This is a genomic window from Pseudomonas sp. MD195_PC81_125, assembly GCF_014060985.1.
In the GTDB taxonomy this organism is placed as follows: Bacteria; Pseudomonadota; Gammaproteobacteria; order Pseudomonadales; family Pseudomonadaceae; genus Aquipseudomonas; species Aquipseudomonas parakoreensis.
Window position 1 is genome coordinate 1 of the sequence record NZ_JABULD010000533.1, and the last position, 15,914, is coordinate 15,914.

Sequence of the window (15,914 nt, forward strand, 5' to 3'; positions counted from 1 at the left end):
CCAGCGTTGCATCGTTGCCCGTCAACAGCAAAAAGCGCCAACCCGGACGCGGCGACCTTGCTCGCCAACATCGCCGCGCTGGCCAACGAAGGCAAAAGCGCCGAGGCCCGTGCGGCGTGCGAGCAGTACCTGCGCAGTCACGAACCGGTGGCGCAGGTGTACTACTGGCTCGGCCTGCTCAGCGACGTGGCCGGCGCCGCGCTCGAAGCCCAGAGTCATTACCGCAAGGCCTTGTACCTTGAGCCGCAGCATCCCGAAGCGCTGATGCACCTGGCCGCTTTGCTGCAGGCCCAGGGAGACAGCGCCGGTGCCAGACGATTGCAGGAACGCGCCGCGCGCAGCGGTCGTACCGCCGACAGTGAGCGTAAACGATGATCCCGTCCGACACCTTGAACGTCACCCACGAAGACGCGCGGGCCATCGATGACTGCTGGAACCGCATCGGCATTCACGGCGACAAGTCCTGCCCGTTGCTGGCCGAGCACATTCACTGCCGAAACTGCGCGGTGTATTCCGCTGCCGCCACGCGTCTGCTCGACCGCTATGCGTTGCAGCAGGATGAGCGCGACCCGGTCGCCGTGGCGGTCGAAAGCGATGTGAAAACCCGTTCGCTGCTGATGTTCCGCCTCGGCGAAGAGTGGCTGGGGCTGGCCACTCGCAGTCTGGTGGAAGTCGCTCCGCTGCAGGCGATCCACTCGTTGCCACACCAACGCTCGCGGGCCTTGCTCGGTGTGGCGAACGTGCGCGGCGCGCTGGTGGCGTGCCTGTCGCTGGTCGAGTTGCTCGATCTGGATGGCAACGCCGCACCGGCCACGGGCGCACGGATCATGCCGCGCATGTTGATCATCGCCGCCCACGGCGGGCCGGTGGTGGTGCCAGTGGATGAGGTCGACGGCATCCACGCCATCGACGAACGCATTCTCGACGCCGCGTCGCGTGCCGGCGGTGAGCACAACAGCACGGCCAGCGCCAAATACACCCGTGGTGTCCTGCAATTCCGCGGGCGCAGTTTGCGTTGGCTGGATGAAGAACAGTTGCTGTCCGCCGTGACCCGGAGCCTCACATGACCCCCGAGCAAATGCGCGACGCCTCGCTGCTGGAACTGTTCAGCCTCGAAGCCGAGGCCCAGACCCAGGTGCTGAGCAGCGGGCTGCTGGCGCTGGAGCGTAATCCGACCCAGGCTGACTATCTGGAATCGTGCATGCGTGCGGCGCACTCGCTCAAGGGCGCGGCGCGGATCGTCGGCATCGACAACGGCGTCAGCGTTGCCCACGTGATGGAAGATTGTCTGGTCAGCGCTCAGGAAAAACGGCTGTTGCTGCGCCCCGAACACATCGATGCGTTGTTGCAGGGCACCGATCTGTTGATGCGCGTCGCTACGCCGGCGAATGCCCCGCAAGCGCCGGACATTGAGGCGTATGTGGCGTTGATGGGCCGCCTGCTCGACCCTTCGACACCGCCCGCCGTGGCGTCGCCACCCATGGCCGAATTGCAGATGCAGGCACCGTCTGCGCCGATTGAAACGCCACCGCCAGCGCCCACGCCGGCGGTTGATGCACCGCTGGAAACCTCCGACCCGGCACCGCGCAAGAACAAGCGCACCACCGAGGGCGGCGAGCGCGTGCTGCGGGTCACCGCCGAACGCCTGAACAGCCTGCTCGACCTGTCGAGTAAATCGCTGGTCGAAACCCAGCGCCTCAAGCCGCATCTGGCGACCATGCAGCGCCTCAGGCGCATGCAGAACAATGGTCTGCGGGCGCTGGAAAGCCTCAACGTACACCTCAAGGAACACGCGTTGAGCCTCGAAGCCCAGGAAGCCCTTGAAGAGGCGCGGCGCTTGCTGGCCGAGTCTCAGCAATTGCTCGCGGAAAAGAACGCCGAGCTCGACGAATTCGCCTGGCAGGCCAGCCAGCGCGCACAAGTGCTCTACGACACCGCGCTGGCCTGCCGCATGCGTCCGTTCGCCGATGTGCTCACCGGGCAAGTGCGCATGGTGCGGGATCTGGGGCGCAGTCTTGGCAAACAGGTGCGGCTGGAAATCGAAGGCGAGAAGACGCAGGTCGACCGCGACGTACTGGAAAAACTCGAAGCGCCGCTGACTCATCTGCTGCGCAACGCGGTCGACCACGGCATCGAAACCCCGGAACAACGCCTGCTCAAGGGCAAGTCCGAAGAGGGCCTGATCCGCCTGCGTGCTTCGCATCAGGCCGGTTTGCTGGTGCTCGAACTGAGTGACGACGGCAATGGTGTCGACCTGGAAAAGGTCCGCCGCAGTATCGTCGAACGCCAATTGTCACCGGCCGAAACCGCCGCACAATTGAGCGAGGAAGAGTTGCTGACGTTCCTGTTTCTGCCGGGCTTCAGCCTGCGCGACACGGTCACCGAAGTGTCGGGGCGTGGCGTCGGCCTCGACGCGGTGCAGCACATGGTCCGGCAGCTGCGCGGCGCAGTGGTGCTGGAGCAGACGGCGGGCGAGGGCAGCCGCTTTCATCTGGAAGTGCCGCTGACGCTGTCCGTGGTGCGCAGTCTGGTGGTGGAGGTCGGCGAGGAAGCCTATGCGTTTCCGCTGGCGCACATCGAGCGCATGTGCGATCTGGAGCCACAGGACATCGTGCAGATCGAAGGTCGCCAGCATTTCTGGCACGAAGGCCGACATGTCGGGTTGGTCGCCGCCAGCCAGTTGCTGAATCGTCCGGCCAGTCAGAGCAGCGGCGAAACCCTCAAGGTTGTGGTGATCCGCGAGCGCGATGCGGTCTATGGCGTGGCGGTCGAACGTTTTGTCGGCGAGCGCACTCTGGTGGTGCTGCCGCTGGATGAACGTCTGGGCAAAGTGCAGGACATCTCCGCCGGGGCGCTGCTTGACGATGGCTCGGTGGTGCTGATCGTCGATGTCGAGGACATGCTGCGCTCGGTGGACAAACTGCTCAATACCGGGCGCCTGGAGCGTATTGCGCGGCATGGCAACCAGGCCGCGGAAGTGGCGCGCAAACGGATTCTTGTGGTCGACGATTCGCTCACGGTGCGCGAGTTGCAGCGCAAGCTGCTACTCAATCGCGGCTACGACGTGGCGGTCGCGGTGGATGGCATGGACGGCTGGAACGCCTTGCGTTCGGAGGACTTCGATTTGCTGATCACCGACATCGACATGCCGCGCATGGACGGCATCGAGCTGGTTACGTTGCTGCGCCGCGATACCCGTCTGCAATCGCTACCAGTGATGGTGGTCTCGTACAAGGACCGTGAAGAGGACCGCCGTCGTGGACTGGATGCGGGCGCCGACTATTATTTAGCCAAGGCCAGTTTTCATGACGACGCCCTGCTCGATGCAGTGGTTGAGCTCATTGGAGGAGCGCGGGCATGAAAATCGCAATCGTCAACGACATGCCACTGGCGGTGGAGGCTTTGCGCCGTGCGCTGGCCTTCGAACCGGCGCATCAAGTGGTCTGGGTGGCCGGCAACGGCGCCGAGGCCGTGCGTCTGTGCGCCGAAAACACCCCGGATCTGATCCTGATGGATCTGATCATGCCGGTCATGGACGGCGTCGAGGCCACGCGACGGATCATGGCTGAAACCCCGTGCGCGATCGTCATCGTTACGGTTGACCGCCAGCAGAACGTGCACCGGGTCTTCGAGGCCATGGGCCACGGTGCGCTGGATGTGGTCGATACCCCGGCTCTGGGGGCCGGTAACGCGCAGGAAGCGGCGGCGCCGTTGCTGCGCAAGATCCTCAATATCGGCTGGCTGATCGGCGAGAAAACCCCGCGCTCGCGTCCGGTGGCGACACCGCACCGCAGTTCGGCGTCGTGCAAGCGGCTGGTGGCGATCGGCTCGTCTGCCGGCGGGCCGGCCGCGCTGGAAGTATTGCTCAAGGGCCTGCCACGCAATTTTTCGGCGGCCATTGTGCTGGTGCAGCACGTCGATCAGGTGTTTGCGGCGGGCATGGCCGAATGGCTGGCCAGCGCCAGTGGCCTGGACGTCCGCTTGGCCCGCGAAGGCGAGCCGCCACAGGCCGGCGCGGTGCTGCTGGCTGGCACCAATCACCATATTCGCTTATTGAAAAACGGCACGCTGGCCTACACCGCCGAGCCGGTCAACGAGATCTACCGACCCTCGATCGACGTCTTCTTCGAAAGTGTCGCCAACTATTGGAACGGTGATGCCATCGGGGTTTTATTGACCGGAATGGGACGCGACGGGGCGCAAGGGCTTAAGCTCATGCGCCAGCAGGGATACCTGACCATCGCGCAGGATCAGCAAAGCAGTGCGGTGTACGGCATGCCCAAGGCCGCAGCGGCCATCGATGCAGCCGTCGAAATCCGTCCACTGGAAAAGATAGCGCCACGATTGCTGGAGGTTTTCCCCAAATGAACAGCGTTTTCCGCAATCCTGGCCCCCGCAGTACTCAGGTGACCGCCCATGAATGATTTACAGATCGACGACATTAAAACCGACGAAAACGCCGCCATGGTGTTGTTGGTGGACGATCAGGCGATGATCGGCGAAGCCGTGCGCCGTGGGCTGTCGAATGAAGAGAACATCGACTTCCACTTCTGTTCCGATCCGCACCAGGCCATCGCCCAGGCGGTCCGGATCAAGCCGACGGTGATTTTGCAGGACCTGGTGATGCCCGGCCTCGACGGCCTGAGCCTGGTGCGCGAATACCGCAATCACCCGGCGACCAAGGACATCCCGATCATTGTGCTGTCGACCAAGGAAGATCCGCTGATCAAGAGCGCGGCGTTCTCCGCCGGGGCCAACGATTATCTGGTGAAGCTGCCGGACACCATCGAGCTGGTGGCGCGCATTCGCTATCACTCGCGCTCCTACATGACCCTGCTGCAGCGGGATGCGGCGTACCGTGCGTTGCGCGTCAGCCAGCAGCAGTTGCTCGACACCAACCTGGTGCTGCAACGGCTGATGAACTCCGACGGCCTGACCGGGCTGTCCAACCGCCGGCACTTCGACGAGTACCTGGAGCTGGAGTGGCGCCGCTCGTTGCGCGATCAGAGCCAGTTGTCGTTGCTGATGATCGACGTCGATTACTTCAAGTCCTACAACGACAGCTTTGGCCATGTCGAAGGCGATGAGGCGCTGCGCAAGGTCGCCACGGCGATCCGCGACGCCAGCGCGCGACCGTCGGATCTGCCGGCACGCTACGGCGGTGAAGAGTTTGCGCTGGTACTGCCGAATACCTCGCCGGGCGGTGCCCGGCTGGTGGCAGAGAAGCTGCGCCAGACCGTGGCGGCGCTGAAGATTCCGCACAATACCCCGAGCGAAGGGGCGAGCCTGACCATCAGCATCGGCCTGGCGACCATGGTGCCGCAGGCGGGCAGCGACTGCCGGTTGCTGATTTCGGCGGCGGATCGTGGGTTGTATCAGGCGAAAAACAATGGCCGTAACCAGGTAGGTATCGAGTAACCCATCAATTGCTGTAGGAGCTGCCGCAGGCTGCGATCTTTTTGATCTTTAAAAATGCAAAAATCAAAAGATCGCAGCCTGCGGCAGCTCCTACAGGGCAATGTGTCAAGTGATTCACCCCGACAGCCGCCAGACGGGCTGCCGTGACCGCGTGATTACGTTATACTCGCCGGCTTTCAAAAGTTCGCCAACGAGTGCTGCCCGTCATGGAAATCAACCCGATCCTGAACACCATCAAGGACCTGTCCGAGCGCTCCGAAACTATTCGGGGGTATCTTTGACTACGATCAAAAGCATGAGCGTCTGATCGAAGTCAATCGCGAGCTTGAAGATCCTGCAGTCTGGAACAAACCTGAATACGCCCAGGAACTGGGCCGCGAGCGAGCATCGCTGGCGCAGATCGTCGACACCCTGGATGAGCTGTCCAGCGGTCTGGCCGATTCCCGCGAGCTGCTCGACATGGCCGTTGAAGAAAACGACGAAGGCGCGGTAAACGACGTCGTTGAACTGCTTCAAGGGCTTGAAGAGTCACTGGCCAAGCTTGAATTCCGCCGCATGTTCAGCCACGAGATGGACCCGAACAACGCCTACCTGGACATCCAGGCCGGTTCCGGCGGCACCGAGGCCCAGGACTGGGCCAACATCCTCCTGCGCATGTACCTGCGCTGGGCGGACAAACGCGGTTTCGACGCGACCATCATGGAGCTGTCGGCCGGTGAAGTCGCCGGTATCAAAGGTGCGACCGTGCACATCAAGGGCGAATACGCCTTTGGCTGGCTGCGCACCGAGATCGGCGTGCACCGTCTGGTGCGCAAGAGCCCGTTCGACTCCGGCAACCGTCGCCACACTTCGTTTTCTGCGGTTTTCGTCTCGCCAGAGATCGACGACAAGGTCGAAATCGAAATCAACCCGGCAGACCTGCGGATTGACACCTATCGTTCATCCGGTGCCGGTGGTCAGCACGTAAACACCACCGACTCGGCCGTACGTATCACCCACGTACCGACCAACACCGTGGTCAGCTGCCAGAACGAACGTTCCCAGCACGCCAACAAGGACACCGCGATGAAAATGCTGCGGGCCAAGTTGTACGAGCAGGAAATGCAGAAGCGCAACGCCGCTTCCCAGGCGCTGGAAGACACCAAGTCGGACATCGGCTGGGGTCACCAGATCCGTTCGTACGTGCTCGACGCGTCGCGGATCAAGGACTTGCGCACCAACATCGAACGCAGCGACTGCGACAAGGTACTCGACGGCGATATCGACGAATACCTGGAAGCCAGCCTGAAATCGGGGCTGTAACAGACGCACACAGGATCGCTGATGCAACGCGATCCCTGTAGGAGCCAGCCCTGCTGGCGATTCCCGGGCCGCCAGGCCCGGGGGCAACGAACCTGATGGAATATCTGAAGACATGAGCGACCAACAACTCGACCCGCAAGCCCTGCAACAGGAAGAAAACTCCCTGATCGCCCTGCGCAAGGAAAAGCTGGCTGCCGAGCGCGCCAAGGGCAACGCCTTCCCGAACGACTTCCGCCGCGAAAACTACTGCGAAGATCTGCAGAAGAAATACGCGGACAAGACCAAGGAAGAGCTGGCCGAGGCTGCAATCCCGGTCAAGGTTGCCGGTCGCATCATGCTTAACCGTGGCTCGTTCATGGTGATCCAGGACATGACCGGGCGCATCCAGGTCTACGTCAACCGCAAGACCCTGTCCGAAGACACCCTGGCCGCCGTCAAGACCTGGGACATGGGCGACATCATTGCCGCCGAAGGCACCCTGGCGCGTTCCGGCAAGGGCGACCTGTACGTCGAAATGACCAACGTGCGCCTGCTGACCAAGTCGCTGCGCCCGCTGCCGGACAAGCACCACGGCCTGACCGACACCGAGCAGCGCTACCGTCAGCGTTACGTTGACCTGATCGTCAACGAAGAAGTACGCCAGACCTTCCGCGTGCGTTCGCAAGTGATCGCGCACATCCGCAGCTTCCTGATGAAGCGCGACTTCCTCGAAGTCGAAACGCCGATGCTGCAGACCATTCCTGGCGGCGCAGCGGCCAAGCCGTTCGAAACCCACCACAACGCGCTGGACATGGAAATGTTCCTGCGTATTGCGCCTGAGCTGTACCTCAAGCGTCTGGTGGTTGGCGGTTTCGAGAAAGTGTTCGAGATCAACCGCAACTTCCGTAACGAAGGTGTTTCGACGCGTCACAACCCTGAATTCACCATGTTGGAGTTCTACCAGCTTACGCCGACTACGAAGACAACATGGACCTGACCGAAGAGCTGTTCCGTGAATTGGCGCAACTGGTGCTGGGCAGCACCGACGTGCCGTACGGCGACAAGGTGTTCCACTTCGGTGAGCCGTTTGCCCGTCTGTCGGTGTTCGACTCGATCCTCAAGTACAACCCTGAGCTGACTGCCGATGACCTGAACGACATCGACAAGGCGCGCGCGATCGCCAAGAAGGCCGGCGCCAAGGTGCTGGGCTTCGAAGGTCTGGGCAAATTGCAGGTGATGATTTTCGAAGAACTGGTCGAGCACAAGCTGGAGCAGCCGCACTTCATCACTCAGTACCCGTTCGAAGTGTCGCCGCTGGCTCGTCGTAACGACGAGAACCCGAACGTTACCGACCGTTTCGAGCTGTTCATCGGCGGCCGTGAAATCGCCAACGCCTACTCCGAGTTGAACGACGCGGAAGACCAGGCCGAGCGCTTCATGGCGCAGGTGGCCGACAAGGACGCCGGCGACGACGAAGCCATGCATTACGACGCCGACTTCGTGCGCGCGCTGGAGTACGGCATGCCGCCAACGGCTGGTGAAGGTATCGGCATCGACCGTCTGGTGATGTTGCTGACCAACTCGCCATCGATCCGCGATGTGATCCTGTTCCCGCACATGCGACCGCAAGCGTAAACGTTTCAGTTAAAAAGCCGCCTAAAACAGGCGGCTTTTTATTGCCTGTCTGGTACAAATGTATCAATTGGTTAATTTTGCAATAGCAGAGGAAGTCCAGTCGTGATGGTTGCAATCGCTCAAGAAGGTGCAGCGGGTATCGCCACTGCGGTCGCTGAAAGTGTTCAGTACCAGGGCCGCAAGGCCAGCCGACAGGGCAGTGAGCAGCGTCGACAGGACATTCTCGACGCGGCGATGCGCATTGTCGTGCGCGACGGCGTGCGCGCCGTGCGCCACCGGGCCGTGGCGGCCGAGGCCGGTGTGCCGCTGTCGGCCACCACCTATTACTTCAAGGACATCGATGACCTGCTCACCGATACCTTCGCCCAATACGTCGAACGCAGCGCGGCCTACATGGCCAAGCTGTGGATCAACAACGAAGGCCTGCTGCGCGAGATGGTCGTCAGTGGCGACGGCAGCCCCGAGTCGCGCTCGCAACTGGCCGACGACATCGCGCGGCTGATGGCCGACTATGTGCACCGGCAACTGGTCAACCGTCGCGAGCACCTGATGGCCGAGCAGGCGTTCCGCCAGGAAGCACTGCTCAACCCGCGCCTGGCGGATCTGGTGCGCTCCCACCAGCAGATCCTGCTGCAGGGCACCTGCCAGTTGTTCCAGGTCCTGGGCTCGCGTGAACCGCAACAGGATGCCAAAGTGTTGACGGCGATTATCGGACGGATGGAATATCAGGGCCTGCTCAACGACGCCGAGCCTTTGGCCGAACAGGACATGCTCGGGATTCTGACGCGGTACATGCATCTGGTCCTGGCCTCGGTGTAAGCCCTGTTGTCCGTCTGACACCGATCCCAATGTAGGAGCTGCCGCAGGCTGCGATCTTTTGCTTTTGCTTCAGGTCTTGTCTTTGGCGTGCGCCGCCAGACGCTCAAGCGCTGCACGCAGGCCAGGATCGCTGATCCCGTCGGCCGTCGACTGAATGGTCTGCGCCGCATCTGTGGACAGATCCATTGAGTGTCCGCCTGGCCGATGCTGGACCAGCGGCGGTTGCACGCGGAACAGGATGCGCGTCAGGTTGGCGAATTCTTCGAACAGCTGCAGTTGGCGTTGCAGGCGTTTTTGCTGGTAACGCAGGCGCGTCGCCCAGTGCCCGTCGGTCACCACCAGCGTCAATTGACCTTCACGCCACTTGGCCACATGGCAATGTGTGCGGGCGGCCGGTTGCAGCTGGCTTTCAAGCAGGCGTTGCAGATGAGCGAGGCGTTGGGCATGGCCGAGAATGGCTTTGAGCGGCTTGGCTTCGCGTAGCAGAACGGCGGGCGCTCTGGCTGTAAGGGGGCGAAATGCCATGATCGAACACCTGAAGTAACAGACGCGCATGGTAGCAGAAAGCGACGGAACCACTCGCCCATTGCTTTTGTCCCTGCTTTACCCATTAAATCAACAACTAACTTCTTGCCTTGATGGGTTGAAGTTGAGCAAAACGCCCTTATTTTAAGTGAGCCCCGTCAATGCGCAGTGCCAGCATCGTGGAATATCGCCACTTTCCTCACCACCGTTTCCGGGTAGAATGCTCGTTCGCATGCGGCCATGAGGGCTGCACGGGCGACTCACGGGGCCGCCCTCCATCCCTTTAGTGTGGAAGATCCTGCCGATATGTTTGCGCCTTTGTTAAAGAAACTTTTTGGAAGCAAGAACGAGCGTGAAGTCAAACGCATGCTCAAGACGGTGCAGCTCGTCAATGCCTTCGAAGAGCAAATGGTGGCCCTTTCGGACGATCAATTGCGTGCCAAGACCAACGAGTTCAAGGCCCGTATCGCCAAAGGGGAATCCCTCGACAAGCTGTTGCCTGAAGCCTTCGCGGTCGCCCGTGAAGCCGGCAAGCGCGTCATGGGCATGCGCCACTTCGACGTCCAGTTGATCGGCGGCATGACCTTGCATGAAGGCATGATTGCGAGATGCGTACCGGCGAGGGTAAAACCCTCGTGGCCACCCTGGGCGTTTACCTCAACGCGCTGTCCGGCAAGGGCGTGCATGTTGTGACCGTGAACGACTACCTGGCCCGCCGCGACGCCAACTGGATGCGTCCGCTGTATGAATTCCTCGGCCTGACCGTCGGCGTCGTGACGCCGTTCCAGCCGCCGGAAGAGAAGCGCGCCGCCTACGCTGCCGACATCACCTACGGCACCAACAACGAATTCGGTTTCGACTACCTGCGCGACAACATGGCGTTCAGCATGGAAGAGAAATTCCAGCGCGAACTCAATTTTGCCGTGATCGACGAAGTCGACTCCATCCTCATCGACGAAGCCCGTACCCCGCTGATCATTTCCGGTCAGGCCGAGGACAGTTCCAAGCTGTACATGGAGATCAACAAACTGATCCCGCAGCTGGAACTGCACGTCGAAGAAGTCGAAGGCCAGGTCACCAAGGCCGGCCACTACACCATCGACGAGAAGACCCGTCAGGTCGAACTCAACGAAGCCGGTCACCAGTACATCGAAGAAATGCTCACCGGCGTCGGCCTGCTGGCCGAAGGCGAGAGCCTGTACTCGGCGCATAACCTGGGCCTGCTGACCCACGTTTATTCGGGTCTGCGTGCGCACAAACTGTTCCACCGCAACGTCGAATACATTGTGCAGGACGGTCAGGTCGTACTGGTCGACGAACACACCGGTCGTACCATGCCGGGTCGTCGTCTGTCCGAAGGCCTGCACCAGGCCATCGAAGCCAAGGAAGGTCTGAACATCCAGGCCGAGAGCCAGACCCTGGCCTCGACCACGTTCCAGAACTACTTCCGTCTGTACACCAAGCTGTCCGGCATGACCGGTACCGCTGACACCGAAGCGTTCGAATTCCACCAGATCTACGGCCTGCAGGTCATGGTCATTCCGCCGAACAAGCCGTTGGCGCGTAAAGACTACAACGACCTGGTGTTCCTGACCGCCGAAGAGAAATACGCGGCGATCATCAACGACATCAAGGAAGGCATGGCCCAGGGCCGTCCGATCCTGGTGGGTACCGCGACCATCGAAACCTCCGAGCACGTGTCCAGCCTGCTCAACAAGGAAGGTATCGAACACAAGGTACTGAACGCCAAGTTCCACGAAAAAGAAGCCGAGATCATTGCGCAAGCCGGTCGTCCGGGCGCCCTGACCATCGCCACCAACATGGCCGGTCGTGGTACCGACATCCTGCTGGGCGGCAACTGGGAAGTGGAAGTCGCGGCGCTGGAAAACCCGAGCCCCGAGCAGATCGCCCAGATCAAGGCCGACTGGCAGAAGCGTCACCAGCAAGTGCTGGAGTCCGGCGGTCTGCAGGTGATCGCCTCCGAGCGTCACGAATCCCGTCGTATCGACAACCAGCTGCGTGGCCGTGCTGGCCGTCAGGGCGATGCCGGTTCCAGCCGCTTCTACCTGTCGCTGGAAGACAGCCTGATGCGCATCTTCGCCTCTGACCGGGTGAAGAACTTCATGAAAGCCCTGGGCATGCAGCCGGGCGAAGCGATCGAACACCGCATGGTGACCAACGCGATCGAGAAGGCGCAGCGCAAGGTTGAAGGCCGCAACTTCGACATCCGCAAGCAACTGCTCGAGTTCGACGACGTCAACAACGAACAGCGTAAAGTGATCTATCACATGCGTAACACGTTGCTGGCCGCCGACAACATCGGTGAAACCATCGCCGATTTCCGTCAGGACGTGCTCAACGCCACCGTCAGCGCGCACATTCCGCCGCAATCGCTGCCAGAGCAGTGGGACGTGGCCGGTCTGGAAGCGTCGATTGCCAGCGACTTCGGGGTGAAATTGCCGATCCAGCAATGGCTCGACGAAGACGATCACCTGTACGAAGAGACCCTGCGCGAGAAGCTGGTGGTCGAGCTGATGGCGGCGTACAACGAGAAAGAAGATCAGGCCGGTGCCGAAGCACTGCGCTCGTTCGAGAAACAAATCGTTCTGCGCGTGCTGGACGATCTGTGGAAAGACCACCTGTCGACCATGGATCACCTGCGTCACGGCATCCACCTGCGTGGCTACGCCCAGAAGAACCCGAAGCAGGAATACAAGCGCGAGTCGTTCACGCTGTTCTCCGAGCTGCTGGATTCGATCAAGCGCGACTCGATCCGTGTGCTGTCGCACGTTCAGGTACGCCGCGAAGATCCGGAAGCCGAAGAGCAACGCCTGCGTGAGGAAGCCGAAGCACTGGCCGCGCGCATGCAGTTCGAACACGCCGAGGCCCCGGGTCTGGAGCAGCCGGAAGTGTTGGGTGAAGAGGTCGATGTAGCCCTTGCCACCGCGCCGGTGCGCAACGAGCAGAAGCTGGGCCGCAACGAACTGTGCTACTGCGGTTCGGGCAAGAAATTCAAGCATTGCCACGGGCAGATCCAGTAAACCCCGTTTCAATCGCTGAAATACCCGCGCCGCGACCGGCTCCTGCCGTCGCGGCGTTTTGCCATTTACACCACCGCCATCCCTGTGAGCGGTGCTGACATCATTGAGTAAGGAGCGCATTCATGGCTGTTGGTCTTGGTCCTTTGCCAACGTTGCACCCGGTTGCCGGTTTTGAACTCGGTATCGCCTCGGCCGGCATCAAGCGCCCCGGGCGCAAGGATGTGGTAGTGATGCGCTGTGCCGAAGGTTCGACCGTGGCCGGCGTGTTCACGTTGAATGCCTTTTGCGCCGCGCCGGTAATCCTGGCGAAAAAACGTGTGCAGAACGCCGTGCGTTACCTGCTGACCAACACCGGTAACGCCAACGCCGGTACCGGTGAGCCGGGTCTGGCGGCTGCCGAGCGCACCACCGCCAAACTGGCCGAGCTGACCGGTGTCGATGCCAGCCAGATCCTGCCGTATTCCACCGGTGTGATCGGTGAGCCGCTGCCGGTCGAGAAGATCGAAGGCGCGCTGCAAGCGGCGCTGGATGATCTGTCGGAAAACAACTGGGAAGCGGCCGCCACCGGCATCATGACCACCGATACCCTGCCCAAGGGCGCCAGTCGCCAGTTCCAGCATGACGGCGTGACCATCACCGTTACCGGCATCAGCAAAGGCGCCGGCATGATTCGCCCGAACATGGCGACCATGCTCGGCTACATCGCCACCGACGCCAAAGTCTCCCGCGACGTGCTGCACAACCTGATGCTGGACGGTGCAAACAAGTCGTTCAACCGCATCACCATCGACGGCGACACCTCGACCAACGACTGCTGCATGCTGATTGCCACCGGCAAGGCTGCCCTGCCGGAAATCACCCGCGCCGAAGGCGAGCTGTTCGCCAAGCTGAAACAGGCGGTGTTCGAAGTGTGCATGGACGTGGCCCAGGCCATCGTGCGTGACGGCGAAGGCGCGACCAAGTTCGTCACCGTTGAAGTCAACGGTGGCGGCAATCATCAGGAATGCCTGGACGTCGGTTACACCGTGGCCCACTCGCCGCTGATCAAGACCGCGCTGTTCGCTTCCGACCCGAACTGGGGCCGTATTCTGGCCGCTGTCGGCCGTGCCGGCGTGCCGAACCTGGATGTGAGCAAGATCGACGTGTTCCTCGGCGACGTGTGCATTGCCAGCCGTGGCGCCCGTGCCGAGACCTACACTGAAGCGCAGGGTTCGGCGGTGATGCAGCAGGAAGAGATCACCATCCGTATCGAGCTGGGTCGCGGCGATTGCAGCGAAACCATCTGGACCACCGACCTGTCGCATGAGTATGTGAAGATCAACGCCGAATACCGCACCTGATCCAAAGGGTGAGGGTGGGCTGCCGGCCTCTTCGCGGGCAAGCCCGCTCCCACAGGGTTCTGTGGTGTACACGAGATTTGTGCACGACCGAAACTACTGTGGGAGCGGGCTTGCCCGCGAAAGCGTCGGACCGTTCACCACAAGTCTTGAAGCTTTCCACTGACGAAAAGGCGCCACACCATGTCCCTGCACCTGATCATCGGCGACAAACTGCTGTCCTCCTGGTCCTTGCGCGCCGCCCTGGCGCTGGAACTGACCGGCGCCCCTTACAGCGAAGAACTGATCAAGCTCGGCAGGCCCGACACCCGCGAGCGGCTGCTCAAGCATTCGCCGACCGCCAAGGTGCCGTTGCTGCAAACCTCTCGCGGCACCATCGCCGACTCTCTGGCGATTGCCGAATACCTGGCCGAGCAGTTCCCGGCCGAACAGCTCTGGCCGAGCGATCTATTCGCTCGCGCGCAGGCCCGCTCTGCGTGTGCGCAGATGCACAGTGGCTTTTTCGCCATGCGCAATCACATGCCGTTCAACCTGAGCCACGATGCTCCGCTCAACCCGGTACCGCCGGAGGTGAAGGTCGATATCGAACGCATGCTCGCGTTGTGGGCTGAATGCCGCGCCGCCGCCACGGAGCCCGGGCCGTATCTGTTTGGCCGAGTGAGCCTGGCTGACGCGTTCTTCGCGCCGATCGCCGTGCGTCTGCGAACTTACCAGGTGCCGTTACCGGCGGTTGATCAAGCCTATGTTGAAACCGTCTACCAATGGCCCGCCTTCAAGGCGTGGCAAATGGCTGGACTGGAGGAGTTGAATCCGTGAAACGCGTACACGTCGCCGCTGCCGTCATTCGTGACGACAGTGGCAAAATCCTCATCGCCCGTCGTGCCGATACCCAGCATCAGGGAGGTCTGTGGGAGTTTCCCGGTGGCAAGGTCGAGGCTGATGAATCCGTCGAAAGCGCCCTGGCGCGCGAGCTGCACGAAGAGCTGGGCATTGTTGTCGGCGCTGCTCGTCCGCTGATCAAGGTCCGCCATGATTACCCCGACAAGCAGGTGTTGCTGGATGTCTGGGAAGTGTCGCAGTTCAGCGGCGAACCGCACGGTGCCGAAGGTCAGCCACTGGCCTGGGTCAGCGCCAAGGATCTGCTGAACTACGAGTTCCCGGCCGCCAACCAGCCGATTGTCGCTGCTGCGCGTTTGCCCGGCGAATACTTGATCACCCCGGAAGATCTGGAAGCCCCGGCCCTGCTGCGCGGCATTCAGAAGGCAATTGCCGGCGGGATCAAACTGATTCAACTGCGTGCACCGAACGGCTATGACCCCAAATATCGAGACCTGGCGGTGGATGCGGTCGGCCTGTGTGCTGGCAAGGCGCAGTTGATGATCAAGGGGCCGTTCGAGTGGCTTGGCGATTTCCCGGCCGCCGGCTGGCACATCACCGCCGCGCAACTGCGCAAATACGCCGAAGCGGGGGCGCCCGTTGCCGGCGGAGCGCTGGCTCGCGGCTTCGTGCCATAACGCTGAAGAGCTGGCGCTGGCCGAACAGATGGGCGTGGACTTCGTCACCCTGTCGCCGGTACAGCCGACCCTGACCCATCCGGATGCGCAGCCGTTGGGTTGGGAGCAAGCGTTGACGTTGATCGAGGGTTTCAGCAAGCCGGTGTTCTTGCTCGGCGGCGTTGGCCCGGCGGAGCGCGAGAAGGCTTGGGGTGTTGGCGCTCAAGGTGTAGCGGGGATTCGCGCATTCTGGCCGCAAGCTTGATTATGTGCTGAGGCCACTGGCCTCATCGCTGGCAAGCCAGCTCCCACAGGTATTGGATGCACCGCAAATGCGGAGAACGACACAAAACCTTGTGGGAGCT

At 61.7% G+C, this 15,914-nt stretch carries 10 protein-coding genes and 3 pseudogenes; 12 read left to right on the top strand and 1 reads right to left on the bottom strand.

Going from position 1 to position 15,914, the window contains the following annotated elements; translation table 11 throughout:
* The 8 genes and pseudogenes from HT737_RS21155 to HT737_RS21190 all read left to right on the top strand — a co-directional run.
* A partial coding sequence (locus HT737_RS21155; protein ID WP_374011190.1) for a tetratricopeptide repeat protein occupies window positions 1-375 on the top strand: 375 nt, incomplete at its 5' end.
* A complete protein-coding gene (locus HT737_RS21160) occupies window positions 372-1,067 on the top strand; it encodes a chemotaxis protein CheW (protein WP_047292794.1) in 696 nt (231 codons plus the stop codon). The genes HT737_RS21155 and HT737_RS21160, both read left to right, overlap by 4 nt.
* Window positions 1,064-3,361: a hybrid sensor histidine kinase/response regulator gene (locus HT737_RS21165; protein WP_182403942.1), complete on the top strand. Its 2,298-nt coding sequence runs from the start codon at window positions 1,064-1,066 to the stop codon at window positions 3,359-3,361. Before HT737_RS21160 ends, HT737_RS21165 begins: the two co-directional genes overlap by 4 nt.
* On the top strand, window positions 3,358-4,368 hold the full coding sequence (locus tag HT737_RS21170) for a chemotaxis response regulator protein-glutamate methylesterase (RefSeq protein ID WP_131671897.1): 1,011 nt from the start codon (window positions 3,358-3,360) through the stop codon (window positions 4,366-4,368). The genes HT737_RS21165 and HT737_RS21170 overlap by 4 nt, the downstream gene beginning before the upstream one ends.
* 48 nt (window positions 4,369-4,416) lie before the next feature.
* On the top strand, window positions 4,417-5,418 hold the full coding sequence (locus HT737_RS21175) for a PleD family two-component system response regulator (protein ID WP_047292797.1): 1,002 nt from the start codon (window positions 4,417-4,419) through the stop codon (window positions 5,416-5,418).
* 206 nt (window positions 5,419-5,624) lie between these two features.
* Window positions 5,625-6,720 (top strand): peptide chain release factor 2 gene (gene prfB, locus HT737_RS21180; RefSeq protein ID WP_096795805.1). Its coding sequence is split into 2 segments (ribosomal slippage): window positions 5,625-5,696 and window positions 5,698-6,720, totalling 1,095 coding nucleotides; the frame shifts between segments, so codons are not numbered across the junction.
* A 112-nt stretch (window positions 6,721-6,832) separates the two neighbouring features.
* Window positions 6,833-8,334: pseudogene (gene lysS / locus HT737_RS21185) on the top strand (lysine--tRNA ligase).
* 105 nt (window positions 8,335-8,439) lie between these two features.
* A complete protein-coding gene (locus HT737_RS21190; RefSeq protein WP_007964212.1) occupies window positions 8,440-9,153 on the top strand; it encodes a TetR/AcrR family transcriptional regulator in 714 nt (237 codons plus the stop codon).
* Window positions 9,154-9,222: 69 nt separating this feature from the next.
* On the opposite strand, the gene HT737_RS21195 is transcribed toward HT737_RS21190, so the two are convergent.
* Window positions 9,223-9,678, bottom strand: coding sequence for a DUF721 domain-containing protein (locus tag HT737_RS21195; RefSeq protein WP_047296070.1), 456 nt, complete (start codon window positions 9,676-9,678; stop codon window positions 9,223-9,225).
* Between the two features lie 306 nt (window positions 9,679-9,984).
* On the opposite strand from HT737_RS21195, the pseudogene secA reads away from it, so the two are divergent.
* The 4 genes and pseudogenes from secA to HT737_RS21215 all read left to right on the top strand — a co-directional run bounded on the left by secA (window position 9,985) and on the right by HT737_RS21215 (window position 15,814).
* Window positions 9,985-12,719, top strand: a pseudogene (secA, locus tag HT737_RS21200) (preprotein translocase subunit SecA).
* Window positions 12,720-12,841: 122 nt separating this feature from the next.
* Window positions 12,842-14,059, top strand: coding sequence for a bifunctional glutamate N-acetyltransferase/amino-acid acetyltransferase ArgJ (gene argJ / locus HT737_RS21205; RefSeq protein WP_047296069.1), 1,218 nt, complete (start codon window positions 12,842-12,844; stop codon window positions 14,057-14,059).
* 180 nt (window positions 14,060-14,239) lie between these two features.
* Window positions 14,240-14,872 carry a glutathione S-transferase family protein gene (locus HT737_RS21210; RefSeq protein WP_182403943.1) on the top strand — a complete coding sequence of 211 codons (633 nt, stop codon included), beginning with the start codon at window positions 14,240-14,242 and terminating at the stop codon, window positions 14,870-14,872.
* Window positions 14,869-15,814 (top strand): annotated as a pseudogene (locus tag HT737_RS21215) (Nudix family hydrolase). Before HT737_RS21210 ends, HT737_RS21215 begins: the two are co-directional and overlap by 4 nt.
* The last annotated feature ends 100 nt before the right edge of the window (window positions 15,815-15,914 follow it).

What these genes read in the sequence shown, in the direction of transcription:
- HT737_RS21190 (WP_007964212.1), top strand. Translation starts at nt 8,440, where the DNA reads ATGGTTGCAATCGCTCAAGAAGGTGCAGCGGGTATCGCCACTGCGGTC.
- HT737_RS21165 (WP_182403942.1), top strand. Translation starts at nt 1,064, where the DNA reads ATGACCCCCGAGCAAATGCGCGACGCCTCGCTGCTGGAACTGTTCAGC.
- HT737_RS21210 (WP_182403943.1), top strand. Translation starts at nt 14,240, where the DNA reads ATGTCCCTGCACCTGATCATCGGCGACAAACTGCTGTCCTCCTGGTCC.
- HT737_RS21175 (WP_047292797.1), top strand. Translation starts at nt 4,417, where the DNA reads ATGAATGATTTACAGATCGACGACATTAAAACCGACGAAAACGCCGCC.
- HT737_RS21170 (WP_131671897.1), top strand. Translation starts at nt 3,358, where the DNA reads ATGAAAATCGCAATCGTCAACGACATGCCACTGGCGGTGGAGGCTTTG.
- HT737_RS21160 (WP_047292794.1), top strand. Translation starts at nt 372, where the DNA reads ATGATCCCGTCCGACACCTTGAACGTCACCCACGAAGACGCGCGGGCC.
- argJ (WP_047296069.1), top strand. Translation starts at nt 12,842, where the DNA reads ATGGCTGTTGGTCTTGGTCCTTTGCCAACGTTGCACCCGGTTGCCGGT.
- HT737_RS21195 (WP_047296070.1), bottom strand. Translation starts at nt 9,678, where the DNA reads ATGGCATTTCGCCCCCTTACAGCCAGAGCGCCCGCCGTTCTGCTACGC.